We start from the raw sequence: 21,765 nt of genomic DNA, 5'->3' as shown, positions 1-21,765 counted from the left end.
TGAATAATAATATACCTAATAGGCAACGGTTGCTGGCAAATAGTAATATATTTGCAGTGGAGAATAATCTCCGATAGTGAATGTAAAGTGAAAATACCTCACCTTGTCGCCTCATCCACCAAGTACAAAATCGACTGATAAGGCACACCACTATGATGGGAAAGCCCTATTTCACAGGTTAAGCTGTTACTAAAACCGCGACTGCAATGAACAGGTACTTGCTGTTTTAGCGGGGCTAAGGCTGCTGCGTTTAATTCGGGTGTATTAAAACCCTTATCGCCCGCCCAACCACAGCATTGGATGTGTTCGGGAGTGATGACTTTTTTTGCGCAACGTTGAGCCAGTTCAACCATGGTACTTTCTAACCCCAACGTTCTGGTACTGCAAGTCACATGGAGCATCACCGTTTCATTGAGTGGTGTAATGGTTAGATGAGGCGTCACATGCTTCATCACAAATTCAGAAGGCTCAAAAATATTCAGTGGTTTGGTAAACTGCGCTTGGCTTTGTTTCACACATGGGCTGGTATCCATTAATATTGGATATAAACCTTGATGGCTTGCTTGCCATAAACTCGCCTCTAAATCTTTTGCTTTACTGTCACCAAGTTTGTCCAACCCTTTGCTTTTATAAGGCATTCCACAGCATTGATTGCTCAAATCTTTCGGTAAAATAATGTCAAAACCCGCTTTGTTGAGCAGAGACATCGTTACTTCTGTTAGTGACTGCTTACTATTTTTTGATGTGGCCGTTCTACTAATACAAGATGGAAAGTAAACCACTTTACGATGCTGAACATCAGCAATTTTAAAGAGATCTTGTTGGGCTTGCTTTTGAGTATCCATCGGCAGCTTGTGGTGATTGGCCTCGGGAATTTCAGGTAACCATAAAGGTAAGCGATTACCGCTTAATCGACGTGTACCATTCGCCACTTTTTCTATCAGTATATTGGGCAATAATTTAGAGATAATGTGATTAATGGTGAGCCCTTGTTTCACCCATTTTGCCGAAGTACTGAAGTGATCGTGAGTCCAACGAGCAATTAAGGGCGTTTTACCTACATGGCGTTCGGAGCGTAATTTCTTAATCAAATCGCCAGTATTGATCCCGACAGGGCAGCGCTGCTCACATAATCCCGTAGCAGCACAAGTCTCAATCCCCTGATAATTAAAGAGCTTTTCAAGTTCTGCAGCAGTCGGTTTACCGTCTCGTTTTTGTTGCTGTAACTCTCGATATAACACAATGCGTTGGCGAGGCGATAAGCTTAACGTTCGCGAAGGACAAACTGGCTCACAAAAACCACATTCAATGCAGCGGTCGACCAACTCGTCGGCTTTCGGCATGGGTTTAAGATTGCTTAAATGCGCATGTGGATTGTCATTGATGATTACGCCAGGGTTGAGTAAACCTTGAGGGTCAAACAATTGCTTAATTTCTTGCATTAAGCGATAACCTTCTTTCCCCCATTCAAGCTCAACATACGGTGCCATGTTACGCCCAGTACCATGTTCAGCTTTTAATGAGCCTTGGTATTTCACGGCAACTAATTGTGTTACTTCATCCATAAATTGACCATAGCGATCAATCTCGGTTTGTTGTTCAAAGCCTTGGGTAAAGACAAAGTGTAAATTGCCATCGAGCGCATGGCCGAAAATAATCCCTTCATCGTAATGGTATTTTTCAAACAATTGTTGAAGTTCACGCACGCCTTGCGCTAAGTGTTCAACGGGAAAGGCGACATCTTCAATAATGACGGTCGTGCCGGCTTCTCTTACCGCACCGACGGCTGGAAATAAACCTTTACGAATATCCCATAATTCGGCAACCGTTTTAGCTTCAGAAGTAAAAGGGATCGATTCAATAATTTTAAAATCGACTAAGCGATCTAAAATTGTATCGCATTGCTTTTGAAGGGCTTCTGAATCATGAGCGTGAGATTCAATGAGTAATGCCGCCGCTTCAAGGGTTAAATCTTGGATAAAGGACGGCATGCCCGGTTTATTGGCCACTGAACGTAGCGAACGTCCATCCATCATTTCAACTGCGGCGACCGGAGAGTTAGACAATACTGTGACGGCCTGGCTGGCTTGTTCAATATCTTCAAATACCAATAATGCTGAAGCTTTATGCGCGTGCTCTTCGACCGTGTTGTAGGTGATTTCGGCAATAAAACCTAAGGTACCTTCCGAGCCGATCATTAAATGCTGAATAATTTGGATTGGGTCGCTGAAATCGACGAGGGCATTAATTGAATAGCCTGTCGTGTTTTTTAAACGGTACTTATGTTGGATCAGATGGGCCAGTTCATGATTGGCTTTGGTCATTTGAGCAAGCGCGCCGATTTGGCTGATAAATTTCGTATTCGATTTTCGAAAAGCCTCAATACTGTTTGGATTGCCGGTATCTAAAATAGAGCCATTAGCAAATACAATTTTCATGCTCTCTAAAGTTTGATAAGAGTTTTGCGCAGTACCACAGCACATCCCACTGGAATTATTTGCCGCAATCCCTCCGATCTTACACGCATTAATTGAAGCGGGATCTGGGCCTATCTTACGCGCAAAAGGGGCAAGGTATTTATTGGCATCGGCACCAATTACCCCCGGTTGTAATGTGATCTTTTGGCCATTGTCATGAATGTGATGAGTGCGCCAATCGTCGGTAAGCGTAATGAGAACAGAATCTGAAACCGCTTGGCCTGATAAGCTGGTGCCTGCAGCGCGAAAAGTGAATGGCAGCTCCAGTGTTCGACAGCAGCGCATGGCATACAAGACTTCTTCTAAATCTTTTAACCTTAAGACTAACTTGGGCACTAGACGATAAAAACTGGCATCCGTACCATAGGCCAGGCGCTTATCTTGCTGAGAAATAATACGTTCGGAATGTATTCGCTTAGCCAGTGCGTGCTCAAGTTGGGAGTAAATATCCATGCTTCCTGCTTTATTATCAATACATTATTGAGGTTGTATGCAGTATAGAGGCTGATGGAAATGAACAAAAGTGATTGTGACAGAAATTGTCGGCCTTGATCGTGCAAAATAGAAAAGGCAGCGGAGAGCTGCCTTTTATTAAGAGTGTGACCCGTACTGAATAAGGTTGAGACTTATAAAGTGATGACCACTTCTTCTGCTGCTAGGCGAGATTTAGGTAGCTTAGCATTGTAATCTTCTTCAGGGTTGTGATAACCAATTGCTAGAGCAACATGACATTCGTAACCGCCTAATTCTGCTTCGAATTCTTTGCTGATAAGCTCAGAATCCACGCCTTCCATCGTGGTTGAGTCAATGCCTAAACGAGCCAGTACATGCAAAGCATTACCTAAAGCAAGGTAAGTTTGTGATTTAGTCCAATCCGCATTACGGCCATTTTCATCGGTATTTAAACCAACAAAAGGGAAGCTGCTGTAAGCTTGTTCGCGGTTTTCTTCGCTAACACGGCCATCACGGACGTATTGATCGACCACTTTGTCATAGTCAGCTTTAGTATAAGCTGGGTTATGAGCAAATAAGATAATATGAGAGGCTGAAGTCACATGTGGTTGGTTAAATTGGAATTTATTTGCGAAAGTGTTATCCATTCTTTGTTTAGCGGCATCACTTTCTAATACGATGAATTTCCAAGGCTGTGAGTTAATAGACGAAGCCGATAAACGAATTGCATCCATTAAAACTTTCATGTCTTCTTGAGAGACTTTTTTGCTCGAGTCATAGCTTTTTGCTGTATAGCGAGATTCTAAATCTTTGATAATTGGGTGAGTCATTCTTTTATTCCTAATGAAAGCGGCAAGCAAAAGTGCTTTAAGTCTTATCTATATGGTGACTCTATCAGAAGCGATCAAGTTCACAGCAAGAAATATTTGAGCGGCTTGTTCGAAAATTTTGTTTAATTACTTAATCTACAGGTTAAAAATAGAATGCATTACTGCTCGTTTTATGAGCGAACAGACTGCAAAGGCATTTAAATCACTCAAATCGAAACAAAAATCGGCTATTCTGGATGTTAAGGATTGATTAACCTTTTAATCAACAAACTAAGTAGGGATTGCTTATGACGATGTATTCTTCCTCCCTAGGCTTATCAAGCGACAAGCTATATCACCCAGCAGATCTCGAACAGCTGCCTTGTAAATCGACCAAAGATATCCCACCGATTGATGAAATTGTGGGTCAAGAACGTGCGCAAAAAGCGGTTGAATTTGCGATGTCGATAAAAGATAAGGGTTACAACATATACGCGACTGGGCAAAATGGTTTAGGCAAACGTACCATGATCTTGCGTTATTTAAACCGTCATAAACCCGATGATATGCAAGTCTTTGATTGGTGTTATGTGGCCAATTTTGAAGATATTCGCCGCCCCAATGTTTTGAAACTACCCAGTGGGATTGGCAAAGCATTTCGCCAAGATATGGAAAAACTATTAGCAAAATTAGTCAAAGCGATTCCATTGGCGTTTGATAATGAAGTGTATTTCACGCGTTCGGAAAAGCTTAAAAATCAGCTTAATCAAAAGCAGCAATCAGCGCTGGAAGAAATCAGCAAAGAAGCGAAAGAAAAAAGAGTGAGCCTCACGATAACGTTGCAAGGTGATTATGAATTTATCGCCATGCAAAATGAAGAAGAAGTGCACACTGAAGAGTCATTTTCAGAGTTAAGTAAAAAAGATCAAGATAAGTTTCACAGCACTATCGATGCGTTAGAAATTCAGCTGCGAGGCATGATTCGTCAACTTACTGAGTGGGAAGAGTCATTTAGTGAAAAAATGAAAAAGCTGAATGATGAAACCGCATTAGAAGTATTTTCTCACCTGATTAAGGCCTTGAAGAAAAGCTACTCCAAGTATCCTGAAATTAAGCAATATTTAACTGACCTGCAAAAAGATGTGGTGGAAAATGTTGATCAGTTTTTACAAGAATCCAATGAACAAAATGAAATCGCCTCTGCGTCATTAGACAGCAAATTGCCACGCCGCTACACCATTAACGTATTAGTGAGCCAGGCAAAAGATACCTTCCCAATCATTGTGGAAGATAACCCTAACTACCATTCGTTATTTGGTTGTGTGGAAACCGCGACCTATAAAGGCACGGTCTTTACCGATTTCTCATTAATTCGCGCCGGCAGCATGCATAAAGCCAATGGCGGTGTATTATTGATGGATGCCATTAAAGTACTGGAACAGCCTTACGTGTGGGATGGCATTAAACGCGCCTTGCGAGCTCGTCAGTTGAGCCTTACCTCATTAGAAAAAGAAGTCACATTAACCGGGGCGGTGTCACTGGATCCTGAGCCTATTCCACTGGATGTGAAAATCATTTTGTTTGGTGATTATCGCACCTACCAACTATTGCAGCATTACGATCCTGAGTTCAGCGAACTGTTCCGTGTGACTGCCGATTTTGAAGATGAAATGAAGCGTACTCCGGAAGCGGAAATGCATTATGCACGCTTTATTTCCAGCATTGTGCATGACAACAACATGCTGCATTGCGATAAAAAAGCGATCGCTAAAATCATCGAACACAGTTCTCGTACCGCGGGTGATCAGAATAAGCTCTCGCTGCATTCGGCGCATATCGCTAATTTATTGCGTGAATCGAATTATGTGGCACGTGGCGCGAAATCGAGCTTGATTCGTGCTTCTCATGTCGAGCAAGCACTGAAAAGCCAAGAGATGCGAGTGAATCGCTTGCAAGATAATGTCATGGAAACCTTCACCAATGGCACCACATTAATCAAAACGGAAGGCAGTGCAATCGGAGTTGTTAATGCCTTGTCGGTGCTGTCAACCAGCGATCACATGTTTGGCGCGCCTAACCGAATTACTGCCACTACCGCGTTTGGTGATGGTGAAATTTTGGATATAGAACGCAATGTCGATCTTGGTGGCAGCATTCACTCCAAAGGGGTAATGATTTTATCTGCTTACCTAGCTTCAATTTTAGGTCGCAGTGCCAAAATTCCACTGACTACCCATATTACCTTTGAACAATCTTATGGTGGCGTCGATGGTGACAGCGCCTCAATGGCCGAAGTATGCGCGATTGTTTCGGCATTCTCTAAATTACCCCTACGGCAAGATATCGCGATTACCGGTTCAATGAATCAGTTTGGTGAATCACAACCGATTGGTGGCGTGAATGAAAAAATTGAAGGCTTTTTTGATGTCTGCAAAATCAAAGGCAGAACCGCCACTCAAGGCGTGATCATTCCGCAATCCAATGTGCATAACCTTATGCTGCGCAAAGACATTGTCGAAGCAGTACAAAAAGGCGAGTTTCACATTTGGGCAATTGAGCATGTCACTCAAGCGCTAGAAATCTTCATGGGTAAACCGGCTGGTGAACTTGAAGATGATTTTACCTACCCAGTAGGCAGCATCTTTGGGATCACTCAAGCGAAGCTCAATGCATTAAGAAAATAACTCAACACACGCATTGACCTTCTAGTAACAGGAAGCTTTATCATTTTATCCGCGCGCTTTAAGCGTAAAGGTAAGAGGGTAAAGCTTTTATTTTAAGAGGAGAAAACAATGGGGTGTTGTAATCAAGCGCCAAACGGCGGTGGTGATTTAAAAGTGGCGATGAAAGTGTTTGCAGTGATCGCACTTGTCGTATTCGCGCTGGTGGTAATATTTGGTTAATGCTATGGAAACGGAGGATAGTCCAGTAATGCGACATTCATTGAGAGAAAAAATTATCGCAGTTTGTCATAAAAAAATTGCTCAGAAAGGCGAAAACGTCGGAGTCTCATTCTATGCTTTTTTCGCCAATAAAAATGACGATCCAGAATTACTAATGGAAGCGGCTACCTGGTGGATTCAAACTCATCAGCTCGATCATTTTGAAAAAGCGACCAAGATAGTTCAGATGGTTGAAGCAGGTAAGTAAGGTAAATGGATTCTTTCTGCTTTGGGAATATATGAAGTTTGACTTTAATTGTCGTGCTGTGGGATACATAGAAAGATCGACAGATTAACCAGATGGAAATTTTCCGCCGATTAGATTGTTATAAGCGAAAGAGGAATTATGACCAAAATCTATTTTGTATGTGGTTTTATTGGCTCAGGTAAAACAACGTATTCCAAAGCGCTAGCCGATCAACATGGAGCCTTTCGTTTTTCTATTGATGAATGGATGATCCCTTTATATGGCGAGCATATGGAACGTGAAGTCTTCGAGCGTCGTTTGGCTATACTCCAAGAGCTATTTAAAGAGTCTGCACTACAACTTTTTGCTCTTGGTGTGCCGGTTATCTTTGATTTTGGTTTTTGGCGTAAAGCTGACCGAGACTCTTTTACCGATTGGGCAACGAAGGTAGGTATTAAGAGTGAGGTTCATTATCTGGATGTTTCCTTTGATACTTGTAAGCAAAGGGCATTTGCTCGCAATTCAGACTTAAATGGCAAGTCTTATGAAATGACGTCTGAAATGTTAGATTTGTTCTGGTCTTGGTTTGAACCCCCAGCTTCAAATGAAAATGTTGTACGGGTTCAACAATCAACATAAGTACATTTTTTATAGTAATCGTTCAAAAGTAATTCTGCATACGCAGCGTTATCAAGTAAATGGAGTTCATACCGTGAAAATGGATATATTCGTCGTTGATACTTTTACCGAACAACAGTTTAAAGGTAATTCCGCCGCAGTTATTCCTGTTGAAGATTGGCTGCCGGATGAGTTAATGCAAGATATTGCAGCTGAAAATAATCTGTCAGAGACTGCTTATATAAAAAATGTAGGTGATCATCAATACGAGATTCGTTGGTTTTCTCCGCTGACTGAAATTGACTTCTGTGGTCATGCAACTTTGGCCTCTGCCTATGTGTTGTTTAATGAGCTTGGTGTCGATAACTCAATTGAGTTTATGACCAGAGAAGTGGGCAATTTAACGGTTATTCTTAATGCACAGAATGAAATTGAAATGACATTTCCTAATCAAAAGCCAGAGGTTGTTTCTATTATTCCTAAAGCACTTTTGGATGGGCTATCTAAAACGCCTATTGAGGTTCTCAAAAATAGGCAAGCATACTTTGCCGTCTTTACCGGTGAGCAAGAGGTTCAGGAAGTCACGTATGAGTCAGAACAATTGAAACGGCTTGCGCCTTACGATGTGGTCATCACAGCTCAATCTGATCATTATGATTTCGTGTCTCGTTATTTTTGGCCTGCAAACGGTGGTGATGAAGATCCAGTGACAGGTTCTATTCATTCTGGGTTGGCTCCTTACTGGGCTGATAAGCTTGGTAAGTCCGATTTAGTCGCTTACCAAGCCTCAAAAAGAGGTGGGGTACTGAAGTGCCGCGTCCTAGAAAAATCTATTGTCATTTCAGGGAAAGGCGTTCTCTATCTAAAAGGCAAAATTAACGTTTAGTGTTTTAGGTAGTTTGCAGCGGCCTAGGTATTGAGTTGTTTATACTGTAACAAGGCATGCTTATTACGAGAGGGTTTATGTCAAAAGTAATATTAAAAGGTTTTATTTTAGTGCCTGAATCGGAGCTTAAATTAGTAAAAAGTGAATTGGTAAATCATAAACGACTGACTCTTGAAGAGCCCGGTTGTATTACGTTTAGGGTAACAGAAAATGTGGTAAACCCTTGTCGCTTTGATGTTTATGAGGAGTTTACGGATAATGTTGCTTTTGAGTATCACCAGAAAAGGGTTAAAGCATCTCATTGGGGCAAAGTAACCGTGAATGTTGAACGTCACTATGAAATTTTTGAGTAAACGTATAATAAACGGTTCAAGCTGAAATTGGGTACAAATATTTCCGTACAAATATGTTCTCTCGCTCAAACAAAAAAGCTCAAATTCCATCGGAAATTTGAGCTTTTGCTTTTCTTATTAGTGTTTATTGATCAACTGGCATCTAATGATAATTCAGCGATGCTATCCTCGGTTTTTAGCTTGGTTTTACTATCGAGAATAAACACGCGAGCAGGGTCGACTTTCAGTTCATCGACTAAGTAGGCTTTAATCACGCGTGCTCGCTCTTCGGCTAGGCTGCCTAATTCATCAAGGCTGACGTTTTGGGCATCGACTAATTGCGTGTACATACTGGCGTTGAGTGCGTGTGCGAGTTGGTCATCATCAACCTTTTTCTGGCCGCTTTTCGCTTGCAGTTGCGCTTTGATTGTATCTTGTTCATCCCCCGCATCTTTTTTTAGCTGGCTTTCGAATAAGTCTTCTAAAGCATCAGATAAATCACTGTCTGGTGGGAAGTTATCTGCAGATAGTTCGTCTGGGATTTCATCTACACCACTTTCATGTAGCAATTGAGTATTCACCTTGTTTGCTGCAATCGCTTGCGTATCTTCTGCCTGATTAACCGAGCCAACAATGCTTAATTTCAGCATCGGCCTTTCTTCCAGCGCGGTCGCGATAGTGCTTAATTTCTCTTGCTCACCAGTCGACACAATGGCTTTACCAGCTGCAAATTCAATTTTATTGAGCTCTTCATCACTACCTGCAAGGCCTGCAATCATTGAGAATGGGGATGTTACGGCTTTAGTGATCACGTTGGCAAATGCCCCCCAGATCACGCTACCAAAGCTGAAGTCTGGGCTGTTCACATCGCCAGATACTTGAACCCCTAAATCAATCACGCCGTGGCGATCTTGCAGCAATGCAACTGCGAGTGATAGTGGCAAGCTAGTCGCGGTTTCAGAGTCACTTTTTTCACCGAGCTTCAATTGGTCAATCATGACGTGGTTATCACCGACTAAGTGGTTATTTTCTAACTGGTATTTTAACGCAAGAGACAGTTGCCCTTTGTCGATGTAATAACCTGCATAAGTGCCTGAATATGGGTTGACCGATGTCAGTTCAACACTTTTAAAGATTAAGTCCAAATCTAAATATGGATTTTTAATCAATGGATTAATTTCACCGTTTAACGTCACTGGAGCGTATTTGTTAATTTTACCTTTTAGGTCAACGCTTGCTTTTGTTCCTGGCGTTGAAGAAAGGTGACTGACTGAACCATTGAGAGATTCAATCCCAGACGCGAAACTCGGTGTTAATGAGTAATCGGCAAAGAAAGTCGAGCCATTGCGAATGCTGATTTTGCCAATGTCGACAGAGTAAGGTTTGCTGCTCGCATTACTTGGAGTCGATGGTTTCGAGGTTGCAGCAGGCTGAGGTTTCAGCAGACTGCCAATATTGGTACGACGTTGCTTATCAATCAGTACTTTCGTATATGGCCTATCGATATTAATTGATGCCATTTTGATGCTTTTTTTCGCCATATCGAAGCGTAGGTTATTCACCGTGGTGTTTGACCACTGAACCAAGGGTTGATATTCCAATTTGTCGCGTACTAATAATTTGGCGATATTTGCTTGACCAGTGTAAGTCGCATGGCCTTTGGTATCAGCACTAAATTGGCCTTTGGTTGATAGCTTACCGGTTTGCAGACGCACATTGAGGTATGGGTCGATATAGGCTTGAAATTGGCTTAGGTCTAGTTGGGTTAGCTCAACATTGCCTTTAAAAGTAAGTGCTTTAGCATCAATACTGCCTTGGCTATTCAAGTGACCACGTGTGTTGTCGAGCGGGCTTTTTACCCAAGAATTTACATCTAGGCTGATTTTATAATCAATGGGCTTCGATAGGTCGCTAATGATATTGCTGGCTTCAATCGTCAGTGGGTTGATGCGCCAATGTACCCCATTGCTTACCATCTTTTCATTGACATTAATGTCGGTGTCGAGCATTGAGAATTTGTGTAGGCGAACAATCCAAGGTGATTCTGTTTGGCTTGGTTGAGTTTTTTTCGCTGTTTTGGTTTTTCCTATTGCTTTGACTGCATCATCGGCGGTCGCTTGATCGGCGGTAGTAACGGTCACTTTCGGTTTTGGGGCTTCTGCTTTTGGGGTAAACAACGTTTGTAGATCAGCACCTTGCTTGTTCACGATCGCATCAATCCATAAACGATTGAGGGTCAGCGAGCCAATATCAATCGCGTGTTGTTTATTGTTTAGTGAAATCGCATTTAATTTTAGACTAGGCAGTTTGATTTTTTCTTTTTCGCCATCGGTGAAAACAAGATCAAGTAATTCAAATTTGCCATTACTCGTTGAATAGTCGAAACGTTGAGGTTCGTTTTTCGCTTGGAATTCGGTTGAGAAATTAAATTGCCCGCTGGTCAATTTGGCATCAAGTTGTTTTTCAGCAAATGGCCAAAAATTTTTGAGGGTAATGTTCTTCATGCCCAATTTACCTTCAATCGCAAAAGGTTCGAATTGGAATTTACCTTCGAGTGCAAGAGAGCCTTTATCTGCGCCAGTAACATTGATAGCAAAGTGGTTTTCATTTGATGTTGCGCTATTACGGTCGCCATTTTTAGATGGAGTGGTTTTCACCATCGTTTGTGCTTGAGAGTCGAGTTGTGGAAGATGAATATTCAGGCCTTGATATTTTAAGTGCGCGCCAGTTGGTTGATCGATAAAATCGAATTGACCATCACTTAATTTGATATCACGTGCATGAAAAGGCGGCAAACCAGGAGCGGCTTTTTCTTCTTTAACTTGTTGTGGTTCTTTGGGAGCCGCGGTAAGTGTTTTGATAATATCGGTGAAATTGAAATTACCAAGGTTATCTAAACGCACCATATTAACGTTAGGATGTTGTAAATAAAAATGATCGAGGTTGGGCGTAAAGTGCAACACACTGCGCCAAAATCCTACCTGTAAATCTAGGCGTTCAAAACTGACAAATGACTGCTTAGCGTCACTTTCTTTTATATCAAAACCGTCCACTCGAAAGCGAAGCAAAAAGGGATTAATGCGGACTTTTTCGATTTTAACTTGTCTGCCGAGTAAATCTGAAAGAACACCCGGTACTTGTGATTGGGCAATGCTAGGAATAATTAAACCGAGGATAAGAGCGTAAGTTGCATAAGCCACTGTCAAATAAGTAGTAATACGGATAAAGCGAGGTGCTTGTTTAAAACGAGAACAAGCGGTTTTTACAGTGTTGATCATACGAGGTATGTATCCTATAACGATTCAATTTTCAAAGAGTAGGCAGAACGAGTGGCAACTGAGCGCGTCATTAATCGTACCGATTTGAAGAGTTCTGGCATTATATCGCGCAATGAATAATAACAAAGGTGTATTTGTCATTTTTTACCTAGGCTGGTGTAAGATTCTAATTACATTTTAGCTTGTGAATGACAGGGTAAAATCAATTGTGTTGGTATTGTGTTAAATAAACGTTTCTCATCTTGTTCTGGAGGAACTTTTTGTTAATGTCCTTGCGAATTTAATGGATCGTCATAGTCGAAAGGAAATTATGAGCAATGACTAACATAAAAAATAAAACCTCACATTCAACGGTATTACGTGCAATGAAATGGAAATCACTGGTACTTGCTGGAAGCGTATTGTCATTGGCTGCGTGTGAAACGACTAACCCATATACAGGCCAGAGCCAAATGTCGGATGCGACGACGGGCGCCTTAATTGGTGCGGCCGCTGGTGCAGCAATCGGTGTGGCATCATCGAGTAAAAGTGACAGAGGTAAAGGGGCGCTAATTGGCGCAGCTTCGGGGGCAACTGTCGGTGGCGGCATTGGCTATTACATGGATACGCAAGCGAAGAAGCTTGAACAAGAGCTGCGTGCCACGGGAATTAGTGTCAGCCAAAGTGGCAATAATATTATTTTGAACATGCCAAACTCGATTACCTTTGGCGTGGATCAAACCGAGCTGAATAACACTGCGAAGCGCGCTTTATTTAATGTGGCAACGGTGGTTAACGAATACAATAAAACCAATATTAATGTGTATGGATATACGGACAGTTCAGGCTCTGACTCGTATAACTTACGTTTGTCTGAAGTGCGTGCGAATGCGGTTTCTACCTTTTTAATCAATAACAAGGTGAAATCAACGCGTATTACTAGTGTGGGAAGAGGTGAGTCGAATCCAATTGCTTCCAATTCGTCTGCTGAAGGCCGAGCACAAAACCGTCGTGTACAAATTATTTTAAGCCCAATGTCGTAATTTTACGGGCGTGATTTATCTATGTTGAATTCAAGCCCATTTTGTCGATGCAAGATGGGCTTTTTAGTACTGATGAATTATTGCATTTGAATGGCGCCAATAAAGCAGTCGCTTTTACAAATTCCGCAACCATTGCATTTTGTCACATCGATACTAGGGATTTGGCTGTCTCGCCATGTCAGTGCTTGGCTTGGGCACGATTGAGCACATGAGTCGCAATAGCCATAAAGATTAATGCAGGTTTCAGATGCCTTGGCACGTAAGCCAGTATCTTGTTGTTGATTCGATAACGCAATCGTCGGGCAGGCGGCTTGGCACTTTCCGCATAAGGTGCAATGCGAGTATTCCACATCTAAGGTAGGGAAGCCGTTTTCCATACGAATAATAGACTCTGGGCAAACTTTCTCGCATGCTCCACATTGGTTACATAAGCGCGTGAAGATGTCCTCATCTACCGCATTGGGTGGACGAGGCACGGTACGCTGCACTTTATCTTCCGCTTGAACCGATTGATAGCTGCGTTTCGCCATGCCGGTGAATAAGGCTCGGCGGCTTTGCTGTGGTTCCTGCGGCTTATTTTTGCGTTCAGTCATAGGATTATTGCTGAGTAATCTTAAAGTAAATTTGTCTTGGCTTAGCTTGTAAGTTCAGTGTTGTCTGAAGTTTATTTAACAAGGTTTGCGTTAATGCAATCGCTTGAGCGTAGGCCGGTTCAGTTATCATTGATTCAATTTGGGTTAAGTAATGCGTTGTCCATGGCAGCATGTGGGTCGTGAGTAATTCTTCTAGTGCTGCAGAGGCTTGATCATTGGTTTGGTTTTCAAGTAACTCGCCTAATGTCATCAGCATGAGGCCAATATGATCCAGAGGATCATTATTATGCGTCTCAAATTCAAATCCCTGCTTCACCAAAAACTGCTTATATTCAGACGTTGATTCACCGAATAACACACACTCACGATCTAAATACACCGAGCCCCAAGGTGGCACCGGTATGTCGGCAATACCGGAAAAAAATTCATCGTGCGCCATATTTAATGCATCGATATCGGTGCGGTTAAATACATCAAGCACGCTTTGAAACGTTTTAATAAGAGCACTGCTTTCTGGTGATTCGACTTGTAGTGCTAATACTCGATCGATGCCATGGTCGCTAAATTCACTTGGTCGGAAATAGATTAAAGCGCCAAGTATTTTCGTGATTAATGCTGATTCTGGATGAAAAGTCGTCATTTAAAAGTGTGCTCTATATCTCATTCTAAGTGGCACGTAATATACGTCGAATAGAGTCGATATACTTTGATTTAAAACAAAGTACCTCTATCGGGGTAGGCTCATAATCATCGCCTAACTCGAAGCATAGATGAGGAAAAGTCGTGTCAGTTAATGATAAACAGACAAATAAGAACGACGCATTTGCAGTCACACGTCGTGGCTTTGTAAAAGGTAGTGCCGCTTTAGGTGCATTAGCAACGGTAACCAGTGGCTTAACATTACCATTTAGTAAGAAAGCGCTTGCGATTGAAACTCCAGCGAAACCTGACGAAAAAATCGTATGGTCAGCCTGTACCGTAAACTGCGGTAGCCGTTGTCCATTACGTATGCACGTTGTCGATGGCGAAATCAAATGGGTAGAAACTGATAACACGGGTCTTGATGAATTTAACCATTCTCACCAAGTACGTGCGTGTTTACGTGGCCGCTCTATGCGTCGTCGCGTGTATAACCCTGACCGTTTAAAATATCCTCTAAAGCGTGTTGGTAAGCGTGGTGAAGGTAAATTCAAGCGCATTAGCTGGGATGAAGCGCTAGACACCATTGCAGCAAGTCTGGATGACACGATTAAAAATTATGGTAATGACGCGGTTTATCTAAACTACGGTACTGGCACATTAGGTGGCACAGTAACCAAAAGTTGGGATCCAAGCTCAACCTTAGTGGCACGTTTAATGAACCTAAAAGGTGGTTATCTGAACCACTATGGTGATTACTCTGCGGCTGCAATCGAATGTATGACCGATTTCTTCTATGGTGGTTGGGTTGCCAACAACAGCATGGACGATATTCAAAATGCTGATCTGGCGATTTTCTTTGGTAACAACCCTGCTGAGACGCGTATGTCTGGTGGTGGTCAAACTCATAACTACGTAGAAGGTCAACAAAAGAACCGTACACGTACCATCATAATCGATCCACGTTACACCGACACGGCTGGTGGTCGTGAAGATCAATGGGTTCCTCTACGTCACGGTACCGATGCCGCATTATGTGCAGCGATTGCTCACGTACTGATCACTGAAGATAAAGTCGATCAAGCTTTCCTAGACACTTATTGTGTTGGTTACGATGCGAAAACGTTGCCTGCTTCAGCGCCGAAAAATGGTAGCTACAAAGATTACATTTTAGGTAACGGCAACGATAAAACGCCTAAAACACCTGAGTGGGCGGCACCAATTACCGGTGTGCCAGCAGAAGACATCATCAAACTGGCTCGTGAAATTGGCGATGCAAAACGCATCTACATCACGCAAGGTTGGGGCTTACAACTCTCAGCAAGTGGTGAGCAAGCATGTAAAGCGATTGGTATGCTTTCTCTTCTTCGTGGTCAAGTTGGCCTACAAGGTGGTGGTACTGGTCTACGTGAAGGTGATCATGGCTACCCATTCCAACGTTTCCCGAAAGTACCAAACCCAGTAAAAGCGTCTATCCCAATGTTCTTATGGACGGATGCGATTTACCGTGCACACGAAATGACGGATAAAACTGATGGTATTCGTGGTGTAGAACGTCTGCAAAACCCAATTAAGTTCATCTGGAACTATGCGGGCAACTGTTTGATTAACCAACACTCAGACATCAACCGTACGCATAAAATTCTGCAAGATGAAAAAGCGTGTGAAATGATCGTTGTGATCGATAACCACATGACATCATCTGCCAAATACGCGGATATCGTACTACCAGACTGTACGACGTCTGAGCAATCGGATTTCTGTATGGATGGCGCGGCAGGTTCAATGCCTTACTTCATCTTTGCAAGCCAAGCGATCAAACCTCGCTTTGAATGTCGTCCGATTTACGACATGTTGTCTGATCTTGCAAAACGTTTAGGCGTTGAAAAAGAATTCACAGAAGGCCGTACTCAAGAAGAGTGGCTACAGTGGATGTACGCTCAAACCGTTAAGCAAAATAACGATCCAGATTTACCAGATTACGACACGATGCGTAAGCAAGGTATTTACAAGAAGCAGCATGATCGCCCTTATGTCGAGCTTGAAGACTTCCGTAAAGATCCAATTGCTAATCCATTACCATCGCCATCAGGTAAGATCGAAATCTATTCTGAGCAGCTAGCGGAAATCGCGGCCACTTGGGAATTAGATGAAGATGAACACATTACGCCGATCCCAGAATACCACCCAACATTTGATGGCTGGGATTCACCTAAGCGTAAGCAGTTCCCACTGCAAATGACCGGTTTCCACTACAAAGCTCGTGCTCACTCAACTTACGGTAATGTTGAATTACTAAAAGCCGCAGCACCGCAAGAAATCTGGATTAACCCAATGGATGCAGAGCCTCGTGGCATCAAAAATGGTGATTTAGTTCAGGTAGAAAGTGAATTCGGTAAGCTGCAAGTGTGCGCCAAAGTGACACCTCGTATCATTCCTCACACGACTGCGCTTGGTGAAGGTGCTTGGTATGCGCCAAACCGTGAAGGTACCGACATGAATGGTTCAATTAACGTATTGACTACCGCACGTCCAACACCATTAGCAAAAGCGAATCCATCGCACACCAACTTAGTTGAAATTAAACTACTGAAAAGCATGGGAGTTAAGGCATGAGCGTAACGACTTCAACCGGTGTTAAGAAGCAGTACGGCTTCTATATTGACTCAAGCAAATGTACGGGTTGTAAAACTTGTCAGCTTTCGTGTAAAGACAATAAAGACCTAGACATTAAACGTAACTTTCGCCGTATTTACGAATACGTAGGTGGTAATTGGACTGAGAACAATGGCGTATATCGTCAAGATGTTTACTCATACTACTTGTCTATCGCTTGTAACCATTGCTCTAACCCTGCTTGTACTAAGGTTTGTCCATCTGGTGCGATGCATAAACGTGAAGAAGATGGTTTAGTGGTGGTAAACGAAGAAGTGTGCATTGGTTGTAAATACTGTCACATGGCTTGTCCTTACGGCGCCCCACAATACAGCGAAGAAAAAGGTCACATGACTAAATGTGATGGTTGTTATGAACGTGTTGCTGAAGGCTTGATGCCAATCTGTGTCGATTCATGCCCATTACGTGCAATTGAGTTTGGCCCAATTGATGAGTTACGTGCGAAATATGGTAATAACGCAGACTGTGCACCACTACCTGATTCACGCTTAACTAGCCCGAACCTTATCGTGAAGTTAAACCCGAATGCGAAACCATTAGGGGATACTTCAGGCTTCCTACAAAATCCTAAGGAGGTGATCTAATGCACTTTTTAGAACTCCCTTTAGTTTTCTTTACCGTATTAGCACAATGTGCGGTGGGCGCTTATTTATTAGTGAGCACTCGCTTAATGTGTGTCGCAGATGAGCAAGAAAGCAAGAACCTAGCGATGAAAGCTTTGTTCTTCGTATTGGGCTTTATGGCGATTGGTTTCGCTGCGTCTACGATGCACTTAGGCTCACCATTGCGCGCGTTTAACTCGTTTAATCGCGTTGGCGCATCTGGTCTATCGAATGAAATCCTAACGGGGTCAATCTTCTTTGCGATTGCGGGTTTTTACTGGTTATCAGAAGTATTGAATGTGGGCACTCGTTCATTACGTACGGGTTTACGTCACCTAGGTTCGTTAGCGGGTGTGGTATTCATGGCGGCGATGATCAAAGTGTATTTGATCAATACGGTGCCGTTATGGGATAGCATCTACACGCCTATTGAGTTCACATTCACCGTGATCACTGCCGGTCTATTGTTTGGTTACGTATTGCTGAATGCCTTTGATGTGCGTTCAGTGAAATCAAACAAAATTATTGCAGGTGTTGGTGTGTTACTGATCGCCGTGCACTTTGTGGTCATGATTTCTCGCGTGTTGGATTTCTCAACGGTGGTAACGTCTATTCACCAAGGCACGACTGTGTTGACGGAATACTCAAGCATGATCATGACGCAATGTATCTTGATGCTGATTGCAGTAGTATTGTGGTCGGTATCGGCACACCAAGAAAGCAATAAAGTACGCTTTTATAGCCTCGTTGCACTGGTGGCGTTGATTGCTGCTGAAATATTTGGTCGCGGTGTGTTTTATGGTATGCACTTTACTTTTGGTTTGATTTAGTCACAAACCGTCCCAAGTAAAATATAAAAAACGAAACCCCTGAAACTGAAAAGTTTCAGGGGTTTTCATATATTATTTTACAACTATGAGAACTCGTTATGCTGCCTTTTAAAGGGGCTGAGTATATACTGATTCTATTATTAACAATGATTTATAAGCTTATATCTCGAGGTTGTTATGCCCTGCAATGTAACCCCTTCAACGCCTGAAGTTTTTGAACAATTGATCGATTCGGCACCCTTGTTATTTTTCTCGGTTGGTTGCGATTTAACTTACACCTACATCAACCCTTTTTTTGCTGAAGTGCATAACATCGACCAACAAAAAGCGGTTGGGATGCACATGTCTGAAGTGATTGGAGAAGAAGGCTTTAATAATAACTTGCCGCATTATAAAAAAGTGTTGCAAGGGGAAAGCATCAGATATGACTCCTTCTTTGTTAAGGCAGATGGTAATCCTCATCACTACCATGCGATATACAAACCTTTATACGAAAATGGTGACATCATCGGGTTTACTGGCGTTGTGGTGGATATCACCGCAGAGAAGCAGCTAGAAGAACTTTCCAATACGGATGCTCTCACTAAAGTAAACAACCGCAGAAAATACGAAACGGATTTACAAAAAGTGTTAGAAAAAGACGATGCTGAACGTTACGGTCTAATCTTGCTAGATATTGATTTCTTCAAATTGATAAATGATGAGCTTGGCCATGATAAAGGTGATGATGCGTTAGTTCGTTTAAGCACGGTATTAAAAGAAGTTGTGGCTGATTCTGGCAAGATATACCGTATTGGTGGTGAAGAGTTTGTGGTTATTTTGGATAACGTGATCGATCAGGAGAACCTAGAGCAGCGTACGGAAACCATTCGCCAGGCAGTGGAAAGCTACAACATTCTTGATGATCGTAAAGTGACCGTCAGTATCGGTGCGTCGGTGATTGTGAGTGGTGATGAAAAACGTGGGCTAGTTAAAAGGGTCGATGAAGCACTCTATAAAGCGAAAGAAAGTGGGCGTAACCGTTCGCATTTTGTTTAGTTGTTTCGTTTGAAATCGAATAAATTTGGTTAAGAAAACGTAAATAAAAGCGCAATAAAGTCAGGGCGATGAAAGTTTATTCATCGCCCTATTTTTATATCCAATAAGGGGTCATCACGCAAATCTAGAGCTGATAAGGGCTGTAGAAGAGCAAAAATAGTTCACATTTTCTTGTTCGATTTTTTCGATGGTATCGAGCGAAAAAATCTAATTTATTGTGATGCATATCACGTTATGATAATTGGCATGAATGAGTTCAATGGTGAATTTGTTTAAGAAAGGAGCTAATTATGAAAATGTTATCTACAACAATGCTTGCGACGTCTTTAGTACTAAGTTCAGCAGTAATGGCTTCTACTTCAAATGGAATTAAGCTAGATGTGAATTCTCACGCTGGCGATCAAGCGGTAGTTAAGGTGACCCAGGATGGTCAACCGTTAGCTAACTACCCAGTAGAAATTAAAGGTTTCGGTCCTAAAACTCGCATGACGGATGATAACGGTCAAATCGTCGTGAGTAATGTTGCAGGGTCGGGTATGAATTATGTTTTCACTGTGCAAGATCAGCAAGGAAACACAATTTCTGAAGACGCTTACTTAGCCAACAAACGTCGTTAATTCGATGTCGGTGTAACAGCCATTGATAAGTAATTGCGATAAAAAATGCCGCTAAATTAGCGGCATTTTTGTATCTAAAAAACGCTTAATAGCTTGGTTTTAAGAGGCGGTTTGCGGCTTTAGCTCAACCGCTTCTTCTTGTTCTACTTGCGCAATAGGTTCGCATTTATCGACAAACCAACCCATGTAAGAGCATAGAATAGTCACGAAGATACAAATGAAGCTTAGCCACATAAATGGTGCATACGATAGCGTCGCCACACCTAAGATACTCGCCATGTAGATACCGTTATCACTCCAAGGCACCATACCTGAGGTTAACGTGCCACCAAACTCAGCATTACGAGACAGGTTCTTACGTTGGTAGCCTAGGCGGTCGTAATTCTTCGCACAAATTTTAGGCGTAAGAATCAAAGACACATACATAGCAGAACCAAATACGTTACCCATAAAGGCGGTGGCAATGGTGCTTGAAGCAAGAGAGCCTGCACTTTGAATGCGTTTTTCAAATAATTTCGCCACGGTTTCTAATAGACCCACTTTATCCAGTAAGCCACCAAAACCGAGACCAAACACAATCACCGCGACAGAACCGAGCATGGAAGACATGCCACCGCGGTTTAAGATTGCGTCAATGAAATCCACGCCAGAGCTAATGCTGTAAGGTGCCCATGCAGTATTGAATGCGGTTAAAAAATCAATATCTTGCACGTAGACGGCCCAGACGATACCCAATAGTGAGCCAAAGCTGATTACAGGGAATGAAGGCATACGCATTGCGAGTAAACCAAGCACAATAATCACCGGCACAAAGGAGAGTGGGGTAATGGTGAACTGTTGCTCCATGGCTGTAATCACGCCTTGAACCTGTGACATGTCGACTTTGCCTGCATAGTGAAAGCCAAATGCGGTAAACAACACACCAGTAATGATATAGCTAATCAAAGCAATCGGAAGCATACCCTTGATGTGCTCCATGACTTCGACATTCGACATTGAAGAAGCCAAAATCACAGAATCAGACAGTGGCGACATTTTATCACCAAAGTAACAACCAGAAAGGACAGCACCCGCGGTAATTGGAGCCGGAACGCCAAGACCTTGGCCAATCCCCATCATGGCAATCCCCGCTGTACCAGCAGATCCCCAAGAGGTCCCTGTTGCTAATGCGGTTAAAGAACAGATGATCATGGTCGCTAAAAGGAAAATAGAAGGATGGATAGCTTTTAGACCATAATAAATAATGGTTGGAACAATACCACCAGAAATCCAGGTTCCAACCAGGGCACCCACGGCTAATAAAATCAGCACGGCGCCTAAACCATTAGAGATCCCGTCTAACGCGGCTTTTTCTAGATCTTTGTACTTATGGCCAAGAAAGATGCCTAAGCCAATGATGATAAACCAACCAATATACAGCGCGAGTTGGATGGGCAGGTCTAATTTAGCAGTAAAAGAAAACGCCAATAATAAGAACAGTCCTAGTGAAATAAAGACTTGTGTCAAGCTGGGTAAGCGCGTTGGCTGGTACGTCATTATAGCCTCTAGTTTATTTGGCTTTCGGGCGTGATTGTCCCTAAGATCAACAGACCATAGTGATCACAAAATGAAAGCGCTAATTTTAAAAGGCCGCACTTTACCTGAAGTTTATGAATATATCGAAATTAACGAACCATAATGTGATTTTAATCTACTAAAACTTACTTTGGCAGTGTTTAATGTTGATTAATTGCACAAGGGTGATGTTTTTGTTAAAGAAATTGAAC

17 protein-coding genes are annotated in these 21,765 nt (G+C 42.4%); 11 read left to right on the top strand and 6 right to left on the bottom strand.

Annotated elements, in window-relative coordinates; all coding sequences use genetic code 11:
- Positions 1 to 98: 98 nt before the first annotated feature.
- Together VRUMOI_RS16960 and VRUMOI_RS16955 are read right to left on the bottom strand one after the other, a co-directional pair.
- On the bottom strand, positions 99 to 2,930 hold the full coding sequence (locus VRUMOI_RS16960; RefSeq protein WP_089137815.1) for an FAD-binding and (Fe-S)-binding domain-containing protein: 2,832 nt from the start codon (positions 2,928 to 2,930) through the stop codon (positions 99 to 101).
- 173 nt (positions 2,931 to 3,103) lie between these two features.
- Positions 3,104 to 3,760, bottom strand: a complete 657-nt coding sequence (locus VRUMOI_RS16955) for a nitroreductase family protein (RefSeq protein WP_089137814.1) — start codon at positions 3,758 to 3,760, stop codon at positions 3,104 to 3,106.
- Between the two features lie 293 nt (positions 3,761 to 4,053).
- On the opposite strand from VRUMOI_RS16955, the gene VRUMOI_RS16950 reads away from it, so the two are divergent.
- From VRUMOI_RS16950 to VRUMOI_RS16930, 5 genes are all read left to right on the top strand, one after another.
- On the top strand, positions 4,054 to 6,423 hold the full coding sequence (locus VRUMOI_RS16950; protein ID WP_231897566.1) for a Lon protease family protein: 2,370 nt from the start codon (positions 4,054 to 4,056) through the stop codon (positions 6,421 to 6,423).
- A 247-nt stretch (positions 6,424 to 6,670) separates the two neighbouring features.
- Entirely contained in the window at positions 6,671 to 6,889 is a 219-nt protein-coding gene (locus tag VRUMOI_RS16945) for a DUF6500 family protein (RefSeq protein ID WP_089137857.1), read from the top strand.
- Positions 6,890 to 7,027: 138 nt separating this feature from the next.
- Positions 7,028 to 7,507 carry an AAA family ATPase gene (locus VRUMOI_RS16940; RefSeq protein ID WP_089137812.1) on the top strand — a complete coding sequence of 160 codons (480 nt, stop codon included), beginning with the start codon at positions 7,028 to 7,030 and terminating at the stop codon, positions 7,505 to 7,507.
- Between the two features lie 73 nt (positions 7,508 to 7,580).
- Positions 7,581 to 8,372: a PhzF family phenazine biosynthesis protein gene (locus VRUMOI_RS16935; protein WP_174208826.1), complete on the top strand. Its 792-nt coding sequence runs from the start codon at positions 7,581 to 7,583 to the stop codon at positions 8,370 to 8,372.
- A gap of 77 nt (positions 8,373 to 8,449) precedes the next feature.
- The gene (locus VRUMOI_RS16930; protein ID WP_089137810.1) at positions 8,450 to 8,725 is read left to right on the top strand and encodes a putative quinol monooxygenase; all 276 of its coding nucleotides are present in this window, start codon (positions 8,450 to 8,452) and stop codon (positions 8,723 to 8,725) included.
- Positions 8,726 to 8,856: 131 nt separating this feature from the next.
- Here VRUMOI_RS16930 and VRUMOI_RS16925 read toward each other — a convergent pair whose 3' ends face one another.
- Positions 8,857 to 11,982 carry a DUF748 domain-containing protein gene (locus VRUMOI_RS16925; RefSeq protein WP_089137809.1) on the bottom strand — a complete coding sequence of 1,042 codons (3,126 nt, stop codon included), beginning with the start codon at positions 11,980 to 11,982 and terminating at the stop codon, positions 8,857 to 8,859.
- A gap of 317 nt (positions 11,983 to 12,299) precedes the next feature.
- On the opposite strand from VRUMOI_RS16925, the gene VRUMOI_RS16920 reads away from it, so the two are divergent.
- The gene (locus VRUMOI_RS16920; protein WP_408646287.1) at positions 12,300 to 13,004 is read left to right on the top strand and encodes an OmpA family protein; all 705 of its coding nucleotides are present in this window, start codon (positions 12,300 to 12,302) and stop codon (positions 13,002 to 13,004) included.
- 77 nt (positions 13,005 to 13,081) lie between these two features.
- Here VRUMOI_RS16920 and napF read toward each other — a convergent pair whose 3' ends face one another.
- Both napF and VRUMOI_RS16910 read right to left on the bottom strand, forming a co-directional pair.
- On the bottom strand, positions 13,082 to 13,597 hold the full coding sequence (gene napF, locus VRUMOI_RS16915; protein WP_089137808.1) for a ferredoxin-type protein NapF: 516 nt from the start codon (positions 13,595 to 13,597) through the stop codon (positions 13,082 to 13,084).
- Positions 13,598 to 13,601: 4 nt separating this feature from the next.
- Positions 13,602 to 14,237, bottom strand: coding sequence for a molecular chaperone TorD family protein (locus VRUMOI_RS16910; RefSeq protein ID WP_089137807.1), 636 nt, complete (start codon positions 14,235 to 14,237; stop codon positions 13,602 to 13,604).
- A 143-nt stretch (positions 14,238 to 14,380) separates the two neighbouring features.
- Here VRUMOI_RS16910 and VRUMOI_RS16905 point away from each other — a divergent pair, with 143 nt between their 5' ends.
- The 5 genes from VRUMOI_RS16905 (at position 14,381) to VRUMOI_RS16885 (ending at position 19,999) form a co-directional block, all read left to right on the top strand.
- Positions 14,381 to 16,852 carry a DmsA/YnfE/YnfF family dimethyl sulfoxide reductase gene (locus tag VRUMOI_RS16905; RefSeq protein ID WP_089137806.1) on the top strand — a complete coding sequence of 824 codons (2,472 nt, stop codon included), beginning with the start codon at positions 14,381 to 14,383 and terminating at the stop codon, positions 16,850 to 16,852.
- Complete coding sequence (locus VRUMOI_RS16900; RefSeq protein ID WP_089137805.1) at positions 16,849 to 17,496, top strand: DMSO/selenate family reductase complex B subunit; 648 nt, start codon at positions 16,849 to 16,851, stop codon at positions 17,494 to 17,496. The genes VRUMOI_RS16905 and VRUMOI_RS16900 overlap by 4 nt, the downstream gene beginning before the upstream one ends.
- Positions 17,496 to 18,344, top strand: coding sequence for a dimethyl sulfoxide reductase anchor subunit family protein (locus VRUMOI_RS16895; protein ID WP_089137804.1), 849 nt, complete (start codon positions 17,496 to 17,498; stop codon positions 18,342 to 18,344). The genes VRUMOI_RS16900 and VRUMOI_RS16895 overlap by 1 nt, the downstream gene beginning before the upstream one ends.
- Positions 18,345 to 18,521: 177 nt before the next feature.
- Positions 18,522 to 19,382: a sensor domain-containing diguanylate cyclase gene (locus tag VRUMOI_RS16890; RefSeq protein WP_089137803.1), complete on the top strand. Its 861-nt coding sequence runs from the start codon at positions 18,522 to 18,524 to the stop codon at positions 19,380 to 19,382.
- Positions 19,383 to 19,672: 290 nt separating this feature from the next.
- Positions 19,673 to 19,999 carry a hypothetical protein gene (locus VRUMOI_RS16885; RefSeq protein WP_089137802.1) on the top strand — a complete coding sequence of 109 codons (327 nt, stop codon included), beginning with the start codon at positions 19,673 to 19,675 and terminating at the stop codon, positions 19,997 to 19,999.
- 99 nt (positions 20,000 to 20,098) lie between these two features.
- Here the strand turns inward: VRUMOI_RS16885 and nhaC are convergent, their stop codons facing one another.
- The gene (nhaC, locus tag VRUMOI_RS16880) at positions 20,099 to 21,535 is read right to left on the bottom strand and encodes a Na+/H+ antiporter NhaC (protein ID WP_089137801.1); all 1,437 of its coding nucleotides are present in this window, start codon (positions 21,533 to 21,535) and stop codon (positions 20,099 to 20,101) included.
- Positions 21,536 to 21,765: the final 230 nt, after the last annotated feature.

This window comes from Vibrio rumoiensis (genome assembly GCF_002218045.2).
Lineage (GTDB): Bacteria > Pseudomonadota > Gammaproteobacteria > Enterobacterales > Vibrionaceae > Vibrio > Vibrio rumoiensis.
Note: the sequence above shows the minus strand (reverse complement) of the source record. Positions and strands in the feature narration are given on the sequence as shown.